The following is an 8,903-nucleotide window of genomic DNA, read 5'->3' on the forward strand; positions in this document are numbered from 1 at the left end:
CCGCGCGGCGCTCACCAGACACCACCGCCCCAAGATTTGCCAGAACCTCCCCACGTTGCACTAACCACTTGACAATGCGCAGCGCGATCGCCATCCAAAAGCACATGTACCAGCCCTTCAGCAGCGACACCAACGGGCCGATGACCGCGGCGGTAACCGCCGCGCCCAAACCGCCCCACACCACCGGGTAGACGTAGTAGTTGATGCCGAACGGCGCCGGCGGGCAGTCGTCGGTGGCGCACACGTCGTCGAGGAACCCGAACAGCCGCGGCCACCAGTCGGTGGTCGTGGCCACCACGACGAGCAACGCGAACAGCGCGACGGTGCAGATCACGTCCCAGGGCACGATCCGCAGCCGGATGATCCGCGGCTGGTCGGGCTGATCGTCCGGGGACGGGTCGGACTGCTGTGGTGCGGCCATCGCGTTCCCATGTTCCCCGATGTCCGGCGTACCCGCGACCGCGGCCAGTAAGGCAGCGCAAGACCAGGCCGTGCCCGGCCCGGCTCAGGCCGTGACCACGAACTCGGCGCCTGCGGCCAGCGCCACCTCGGGGCCGAAGAGCCTGGCCGGAGTGAACGCGCCGGGCCGGCCCTCGCCCTTGGCCAGGCGTTGGGCCACCTCGGTGACGGCGCCGGCAGTGAACGTCATGCCCTCGCCGGTGCGCAGCCAGCCCTCACGCATGCGGCCGGACGGCCATTCGACTCGGGCGCGGCCCCAGGACGATCGGCGCGGGGGCTCCTTGGCCGTGGTCGTCGCGATGCGGGCGAGCCGCCGCGTGGCGAAGTCGGCCAGGCCGGGCACACGCAGCACGCCGCCGATCACCGGCAGGGCCGCTCGGACGACCGGGCTGGCCGGGGCGAGAGCCGAGGCGCCGATCACCGACGGGGCACCGCTGACCTGCCAGGCCGCGAAGAGTTCGCCACCGCCCAGGGAAGCGGTGGTGACCACGTCGCCGTCGGGGGTGGTCAATCGCTCCGCGGCACGGCCGGCCCGGGTGCGTACCATCCGGTCCCGCCGCACCTCGCGGCCGCCGTCGAGCAACGCGTGCACGATAGTGGCGGCCAGGGCTTCGCCCACGGCGCCGGGTTCGATCGCGACTGATGCCATGGCGTCGACGCGTACTCGGGAAGGCTTTTCCTCGCCCGCCAACAGATGCAGCAGGATGCTCTCGGTCGCGAGCACGCCGAAACCCGCCCCGCAGACCAGCGTGCGACCGCTCGCCGCCGCCTCCCGGTCCATGCCGTGGAGCAGCTCGAACGCGTTCAGTTCGTTGGAGACGTCGACGTAGTGGGTGCCTGGCGGGCAGGCCCGCGCGACCTGCGGCGCCGTGACCGCAAACGGCCCCACCGTGTTGATCACCACGGTCGGTGCCTCGGCGGCCAGCCGTGCGCAGACCTCGTCGAGCGTGCCGGTCACCGCCCGTGCGTCCCGACTCACCTGGGTCAGCCGCTCCCGATTGCGGCCGGCCACCACCACCTCGGCGCCCGCCTGCTGCAGACGCGTCACCGCCTCCCGGCCGACCCGCCCGGTCGCACCGAGCACCCAGATCTCATCCGTCATGTTCGCCTCCATCAGTCATGGCACGTCGTGTCATCACTATTGCACGATACGACACGACGTGTCATCACTAGAATTTGGCGCATGGGTCGCTGGCAGCCGGGCGCGCGAGAACGGCTTGAGCAGGCCGCGCTCGACCTCTTCCTCGAGCAGGGCTTCACCGAGACCACCGTGCCGCAGATCACGGCGCGGGCCGGGCTCACGACTCGTACCTTCTTCCGGCACTTCGCCGATAAGCGTGAGGTGCTCTTCGCCGGCGAGGAGTTGGTACCCGAGCGGGTGGCCCGCCTGATGGCCGACGCCCCGCCCTCGCTGGGCCCGATGGACCTGATCACCGAGGGCCTGGCCCCTGCCGCGGCCGAGATCTTCGCGGGCCGCAGCCTCGACTACCTGCTCCGCCGCCGGGCCGCGATCGACGCCGAGCCTGCCCTGCATGAACGCGAGCTGCGCAAGTTTTCGCTGATGTCGGAGGCGCTGGAGCAGGGCTTCCGCGACCGCGGCGCCGACGACCTGAGCGCCCAGCTGGCGGCCGAGATCGCCGTGACCACGTTCCGGATAGCGGTGACCCGCTGGCTCAACCAGCACGGAGACCCCGATCTCCCGGCCACCATCAACCAGACCCTGGCCGCGATGAGGCGCCTGACGAATACGCCGTCGACCTAGAACTCCGTCCGCTCCGGCGCCTCGAAACGCCAGTTGTCCGGGTTGCGCGGTGAGTACACCACCGGGCGCAGCTCACCGATCGACGGCCACTGCTCGACGTCGATGGCCATCCGCTGGTACACGGGATGTTCGTTGACGGTCGGGCCGCTGATCACCCCGGAGATGGTGACGTACTGCTCACCGGTGGCGTCGGGCCGCGGGCTGACCCCGGTGATCAGCAGCGTGCCCGTCTGCGCGCCGCTGCCCGGGCCGCGACGCAGCAACCGCGGGGCGACAAACACCGCCAGGATCGCGACGAGCAGCAACAGCGTCAAGAATTCCCACACGAGGCCCATGGTAGGACTGCAGCCATGAGTAGCGACCGGACGCAGGACATGACGCTGGCGCTGGCCCTGGCCGACGCGGCCGACCGGCTGACGCTGGACCGCTTCGGCGCGCAGGACCTGCGGGTGGACACCAAACCCGATCTGACCCCGGTCACCGACGCCGACCAGTCGGTCGAGGCGGCGCTGCGGGAGGCACTCGCCGCCCAACGCCCCGATGATGCCGTTCTCGGCGAGGAATTCGGCGGGCAGACCACGTTCACCGGCCGGCAGTGGATCATCGACCCGATCGACGGCACCAAGAACTTCGTCCGCGGCGTGCCGGTGTGGGCGAGCCTGATCGCGCTGCTGTCCGACGGGGTGCCCGTCGTCGGGGTGGTCAGCGCCCCCGCGCTGGGCCGACGGTGGTGGGCCGGGGCCGGACTGGGCGCGTTCGGGTCGGTCGGGGCGGCGGCGCCCCGCCGGTTGTCGGTATCGGCGGTGACCGAATTGGGCTCGGCCAGTCTGTCGTTCTCCAGCCTGACCGGCTGGGCCGCGCTGGGCCGGCGCGACCGGTTCCTGGCGTTGACCGACGAGGTGTGGCGGGTGCGGGCGTTCGGCGATTTCTGGTCGTACTGCCTGGTGGCCGAGGGCGCGGTCGACGTCGCCGCCGAACCGGAAGTCTCGGTGTGGGATCTGGCGGCGCTGGACATCCTGGTGCGCGAGGCCGGCGGCACGTTCACCAGCTTGGAGGGCACCCCCGGCCCGCACGGCGGCAGCGCGGTGGCCACCAACGGCGTCCTGCACGACGGTGTACTGAGCAGGCTTTCCGCGGAGTAGCGTGGCGTGCAGCGCCCGGTGACGATGCGGGCTTATCGGCCCGCGGCGGAGCCGGGTCGTCGCACCAACGCACGCCATGACCGCAGTCAGCTTGGATGACCCGTTCACCGTCGCCACCGAATATTGGCATCGCCTCGACGACGGCCGGATTCAGTGCGACGTGTGCCCGCGGGCCTGCAAGCTGCACGACGGCCAGCGTGGCCTGTGTTTCGTCCGCGCCCGCGCCGACGACCAAATCGTGCTCACCAGCTACGGGCGCTCCAGCGGGTTTTGCGTTGATCCGGTGGAAAAGAAGCCGCTCAACCACTTCCTGCCGGGGTCGGCGGTGTTGTCGTTCGGCACCGCGGGCTGCAATCTGGCCTGCAAGTTCTGCCAGAACTGGGACATCTCCAAATCCCGCGAGGTCGACACCTTGGCCAGTGCGGCGACACCGGACGCCATCGCGGCCATTGCCGACGAATTAGGTTGCCGCAGTGTGGCTTTCACCTACAACGACCCGGCGATCTTCTGGGAGTACGCCGCCGATGTCGCCGACGCCTGCCATGACCGGGACATCAAGGCGATCGCGGTGACGGCCGGCTACATGTGCCCGGCGCCGCGCGCGGCGTTCTACTCCCACATCGACGCGGCCAACGTCGATGTGAAGGCGTTCACCGAGGACTTCTACCGGCGGGTCTGCGTCGGGCATCTGGCCGATGTGCTTGACACCCTGGTGTACCTGCGGCAGCAAACCGAGGTGTGGGTGGAGATCACCACGCTGCTCATCCCCGGACGCAACGACGGCGACGCCGAGATCGCCGCCGAATGCGCCTGGATCGCCGAGCACCTCGGTGTCGATGTGCCGGTGCACTTCACCGCGTTTCACCCGGACTACAAGATGACCGACACCCCGCCCACCCCGCCGGCCACCCTGACCCGGGCGCGCGCTATCGGCCGCGCCGCCGGGCTGCGGTACGTCTACACCGGCAACGTCCACGACCTGGCCGGCGGCACCACCACCTGCCCGGGCTGCGGGACGGCGGTCGTGGTGCGCGACTGGTACGCGATGCGGCACTACGCGCTGAGCGACGACGGCCGCTGCACCGCATGCGGCCAGCGACTGCCGGGCGTCTACGACGGGCCGGTCGGGCACTGGGGCCGACGACGATTGCCGGTTTAGGGCCGGCCCCCGATGTGAATTACCTAACAACCACCGTCGACCTTACTCTGGAGTAAGATACGGTCTATCGCGCACTTCCCCAACGATGAAGGCTGCTGACATGACGAACACTGCGACAAACGGCTCCAAGGCACGCCCCCAGCGGACCGGCCGCGAAAGCGCCGTCGGGCTGCAAAAGCACAAGCGTTCCGCCACCGACATCGGGCTGGCGCTGATCACGCCGCTGGTGGGTCAGGAGTTCCTGGACAAATACAACCTGCGCGACCCGCTCAACCGGGCGCTGCGCTACGGCATCAAGCAGACGTTCTCGGTGGCCGGGGCCAGCACCCGCCAGTTCAAGCGGGTGCAGGGGCTGCGCGGCGGGCCGACCCGGCTCAAGGCCAGCGGGCAGGATTACTTCGACCTGACCCCCGACGAGGACCAGAAGCTCATCGTCGAAACCGTCGACGAGTTCGCCGCCGAGGTGCTGCGCCCGGCCGCCTACGACGCCGACGAGACGGCCGGCTACCCGGCCGAGCTGATCACCAAGGCCGCCGAGCTGGGCATCACCGCGGTCAACATCCCCGAAGAGTTCGAGGGGATCGCCGCGCACCGCTCCACGGTGACCAATGTCCTGGTGGCCGAGGCGCTGGCCTACGGCGACATGGGTTTGGCGCTGCCGATCCTGGCCCCCGGCGGGGTGGCCGCGGCACTGACCCACTGGGGCAGCGCCGAACAGCAGGCCACCTACCTCAAGGAGTTCGCCGGCGACAACGTCCCGCAGGCCTGTGTGGCCATCGCCGAACCGCACCCGCTGTTCGACCCGACCAACCTCAAGACCACCGCGGTGCGCACACCCAGCGGCTACCGGCTCGACGGCGTCAAGTCGCTGGTGCCCGCGGCCGCCGATGCCGAGCTGTTCATCGTCGCCGCGCAGCTGGGCGGCAAACCCGCCCTGTTCATCGTCGAGTCGTCTTCTCCGGGTCTGACCGTCAAGGCCGACCCGAGCATGGGGATCCGCGCCGCGGCGCTCGGCCAGGTGGAGCTGGACAAGGTGTCGGTGCCGCTGAGCGCACGGCTGGGGGAAGAGGACACCTCTGCCACCGACTACGCCCAGATCTATTCCGAGGCCATCGCGCTGTCCCGGCTGGGCTGGGCGGCGCTGGCGGTGGGCACCTGCCACGCGGTGCTCGACTACGTGGTGCCCTACGTCAAGGACCGCGAAGCCTTCGGTGAGCCGATCGCGCACCGGCAGGCGGTGGCGTTCATGTGCGCCAACATCGCCATCGAATTCGACGGCCTGCGGCTGATCACCTGGCGCGGCGCGTCCCGCGCCGAGCAGGGCCTGCCGTTCATCCGCGAGGCCGCGCTGGCCAAACGGCTGGCCACCGACAAGGGCATGCAGATCGGCCTGGACGGCGTGCAGCTGCTCGGCGGCCACGGCTACACCAAGGAACACCCGGTCGAGCGCTGGTACCGCGACCTGCGGGCCATCGGCGTCGCCGAGGGCGTCGTCGTTATCTAACTCCCCTAGACATCTGAGCTGAAAGTCCTGACATGGCAATCAATCTGGAAATGCCCCGCAAGCTCCAAAACGTCATCGAAAAGGCGCACCAGGGTGCCGCGGAGATGCTGCGGCCGATCTCGCGCAAATACGACCTGAAGGAAAAGGAACACGCCTACCCGGTCGAGCTCGACACCCTGGCCAACCTGTTCGAGGGGATCTCGGAGGCCAACGCCTTCGCGTTCGCCGGCGCCGAGGCGTTCGCGGCCGGCGAAGAGGCCGACAAGAACCGCAACGGCGCCAACATGTCCGCGCTGGTCAACGCCCTGGAGATCAGCTGGGGCGACGTCGCGCTGCTGCTGTCGGTGCCCTACCAGGGGCTGGGCAATGCGGCGATCTCGTCGGTGGCCACCCCCGAACAGCTCAAGCGGCTGGGCAAGGTGTGGGCGGCGATGGCGATCACCGAGCCGGGCTTCGGCTCCGACTCGGCGGCGGTGACCACCACCGCCACCCTCGACGGTGACGAGTACGTGATCAACGGCGAGAAGATCTTCGTCACCGCCGGGTCGCGGGCCAGCCACATCGTGGTGTGGGCGACGCTGGATAAGTCCAAGGGACGTCCCGCGATCAAGTCGTTCATCGTGCCGCGCGAGCACCCCGGCGTCACCGTGGAGCGCCTGGAGATGAAGCTGGGCATCAAGGCCTCCGACACCGCGGTGATCCGCTTCGACAACGCCCGCATCCCCAAGGACAACCTGCTGGGCAGCCCGGAGATCGACACCGGCAAGGGTTTCGCCGGGGTGATGGAGACCTTCGACAACACCCGCCCGATCGTCGCGGCGATGGCGGTGGGCATCGGCCGGGCCGCGCTGGAGGACCTGCGCAAGATCCTCACCGACGCCGGCGTGGAGATCTCCTACGACAAGCCGTCGCACGCGCAAAGCGCGGCGGCCGCGGAGTTCCTGCGGCTGGAGGCCGACTGGGAAGCCGGCTACCTGTTGACGGTGCGCTCGGCGTGGCAGGCCGACAACAACATCCCCAACTCCAAAGAGGCGTCGATGGGCAAAGCCAAGGCCGCCCGGGTGGCCAGCGACATCACCCTCAAGGCCGTCGAAATGACCGGCACCGTCGGCTATTCCGAGCAGACGCTGCTGGAGAAGTGGGCCCGCGACTCGAAGATCCTGGACATCTTCGAAGGCACCCAGCAGATCCAGCAGCTGGTGGTGGCCCGTCGGCTGTTGGGGTTGAGCTCCGCCGAGCTCAAGTAATTCCGCCGAGCAGTCCCCCGGTGACGTCGAGATTGCGTCTTTGGTTGCGGTTTACGCAAAATCACGACCACAGCCGCAATCTCAACGCGCTCACGGTGGAGACGAATTTTCCGCGGGTCCTTCGAGCAACGGGCTGAACGTCGCGCAGACCGCGTCCAGCGTCGCGGTGTCCCGCGTCGACAGCGCAATCACGAACGCGCCTTGGATCAGCGCCAGCACACTGTGCGACAGTTCTTCGGCGGAGCGATCGGTGCGCACGTCGCCGCGGCGCTGCCCCTCGGTCAGCAGCCGCGACAGCCCGCCGTGCCATTCGGTGAGGGCGTGGGTCAGCTGCGCGCGGAAGGGTTCGGCGCTGGCCGCCAGTTCGGTGGAGAACTTGCCGGCCAGGCAGGCCCGCTGGTAGTCGGACTTGACGAAGGCCTCGGTGAGCCCGGTGAAGTAGCGGGTGAGCTTTTCGGTGGTGCTCAGCGCGTCGTCGTCGGCCCAGCGCGCCAGCGCCTCGAGCTGCAGGCGCATGTAGCGGTCCAGCACGGCCAGACCGAACGCGTCCTTGGAGCCGAAATGGTGATAGAAGGAGCCTTTCGGCACCCCGGAGGCGTCCAGGATCGCGTCGACGGTGGTGCCGTGGAATCCGTTGGCGTAAAACGACTTCATCCCCTGGCGCAGCAGTCGCTCCTTGTGGGACAGGGGTTTGCCCGACGTCGCCATCACACCCTTTCTTGACGATCTGGTCTAGACTATTTAGTCTAACAGCCTATGGGCTACGAAACGCTGCAGGTCCGTCGCGACGGCCATGTTCAGATCATCGGCCTCAACCGGCCGCAGAAGCGCAACGCGTTCGACGCGACCATGCTGCGCGAACTCGCCGCCGCCTACGGTGAACTCGACGCCGACGACACCGTGCGCGTCGGCGTCCTCTACGGCGAAGGCACGATGTTCACCGCCGGGCTGGATCTGGCCAGCGTGGCCGGCGACATCCAAAACAATGTCTCACTCGTCCCGGACGGCGGCATCAACCCGTGGCAGGTAGACGGCCGGCAGCTGTCCAAGCCGCTGGTTGCCGCCGTGCACGGTAAGGTGCTGACCCTCGGCATTGAGCTGATGTTGGCCGCCGATATCACCGTCGCGGCCGAGTCGGCCACCTTCGCCCAACTCGAAATCGCCCGCGGCATTTACCCGTTCGGTGGCGCCACCATCCGGTTTCCGCGCGCGGCGGGATGGGGCAACGCGATGCGCTGGATGCTGACCGCCGACACCTTCGATGCCGCTGAGGCGCACCGCATCGGCGTCGTGCAGGAGGTGGTGCCCGACGGGCAGCATCTGCCGCGGGCCCTGGAGATCGCCCACACCATCGCCCGCCAGGCACCCCTGGGTGTGCAGGCCACGTTGCGCAGCGCCCGGCAGGCCGTCCGCGCCGGGGAGGCCGCCGCCGAAGCCGACCTGGTCCCGGGCGTGCAGCGGTTGTTCGCCACCGAGGATGCGGCGATCGGGGTGCAGGCGTTTTTGACCCGCACCCCCGCCGAGTTCGTCGGCCGCTAAGCGCCGCGCCTTGCGCGAGCGTGCGTAGTAAGAGAGTTATGACGCGTGTTGGCGAAGAAAGTGGCGTTTTTCTAGGAGATGGCGACGTCCT

At 68.9% G+C, this 8,903-nt stretch carries 10 protein-coding genes; 6 read left to right on the forward strand and 4 right to left on the reverse strand.

The window, feature by feature from the left end:
• The coding region (locus ACAG26_RS27460; protein ID WP_370486238.1) for a hypothetical protein at nt 1–421 on the reverse strand (421 nt) is incomplete at its 3' end.
• An 84-nt stretch (nt 422–505) separates the two neighbouring features.
• Nucleotides 506–1,561: a saccharopine dehydrogenase NADP-binding domain-containing protein gene (locus tag ACAG26_RS27465; RefSeq protein ID WP_370486239.1), complete on the reverse strand. Its 1,056-nt coding sequence runs from the start codon at nt 1,559–1,561 to the stop codon at nt 506–508.
• An 81-nt stretch (nt 1,562–1,642) separates the two neighbouring features.
• Between ACAG26_RS27465 and ACAG26_RS27470 the strand changes: the two genes are divergently transcribed.
• Nucleotides 1,643–2,221, forward strand: coding sequence for a TetR/AcrR family transcriptional regulator (locus ACAG26_RS27470; RefSeq protein ID WP_370486240.1), 579 nt, complete (start codon nt 1,643–1,645; stop codon nt 2,219–2,221).
• On the opposite strand, the gene ACAG26_RS27475 is transcribed toward ACAG26_RS27470, so the two are convergent.
• Nucleotides 2,218–2,547 carry a hypothetical protein gene (locus tag ACAG26_RS27475; protein WP_370486241.1) on the reverse strand — a complete coding sequence of 110 codons (330 nt, stop codon included), beginning with the start codon at nt 2,545–2,547 and terminating at the stop codon, nt 2,218–2,220. The genes ACAG26_RS27470 and ACAG26_RS27475 overlap by 4 nt on opposite strands.
• A gap of 24 nt (nt 2,548–2,571) precedes the next feature.
• Between ACAG26_RS27475 and hisN the strand changes: the two genes are divergently transcribed.
• From hisN to ACAG26_RS27495, 4 genes are all read left to right on the forward strand, one after another.
• The gene (gene hisN, locus ACAG26_RS27480; protein ID WP_370486242.1) at nt 2,572–3,363 is read left to right on the forward strand and encodes a histidinol-phosphatase; all 792 of its coding nucleotides are present in this window, start codon (nt 2,572–2,574) and stop codon (nt 3,361–3,363) included.
• Between the two features lie 91 nt (nt 3,364–3,454).
• The gene (gene amrS, locus ACAG26_RS27485) at nt 3,455–4,522 is read left to right on the forward strand and encodes an AmmeMemoRadiSam system radical SAM enzyme (protein WP_370486247.1); all 1,068 of its coding nucleotides are present in this window, start codon (nt 3,455–3,457) and stop codon (nt 4,520–4,522) included.
• Between the two features lie 100 nt (nt 4,523–4,622).
• A complete protein-coding gene (locus ACAG26_RS27490) occupies nt 4,623–6,026 on the forward strand; it encodes an acyl-CoA dehydrogenase family protein (RefSeq protein ID WP_370486243.1) in 1,404 nt (467 codons plus the stop codon).
• 32 nt (nt 6,027–6,058) lie between these two features.
• On the forward strand, nt 6,059–7,273 hold the full coding sequence (locus tag ACAG26_RS27495) for an acyl-CoA dehydrogenase family protein (RefSeq protein ID WP_370486244.1): 1,215 nt from the start codon (nt 6,059–6,061) through the stop codon (nt 7,271–7,273).
• Between the two features lie 90 nt (nt 7,274–7,363).
• Here the strand turns inward: ACAG26_RS27495 and ACAG26_RS27500 are convergent, their stop codons facing one another.
• Nucleotides 7,364–7,981 carry a TetR/AcrR family transcriptional regulator gene (locus ACAG26_RS27500; RefSeq protein ID WP_370486245.1) on the reverse strand — a complete coding sequence of 206 codons (618 nt, stop codon included), beginning with the start codon at nt 7,979–7,981 and terminating at the stop codon, nt 7,364–7,366.
• A gap of 48 nt (nt 7,982–8,029) precedes the next feature.
• Here ACAG26_RS27500 and ACAG26_RS27505 point away from each other — a divergent pair, with 48 nt between their 5' ends.
• Nucleotides 8,030–8,812: a crotonase/enoyl-CoA hydratase family protein gene (locus ACAG26_RS27505; RefSeq protein WP_370486246.1), complete on the forward strand. Its 783-nt coding sequence runs from the start codon at nt 8,030–8,032 to the stop codon at nt 8,810–8,812.
• Nucleotides 8,813–8,903: the final 91 nt, after the last annotated feature.

The organism is Mycobacterium sp. pUA109 (genome assembly GCF_041287095.1).
Taxonomy (GTDB): domain Bacteria; phylum Actinomycetota; class Actinomycetes; order Mycobacteriales; family Mycobacteriaceae; genus Mycobacterium.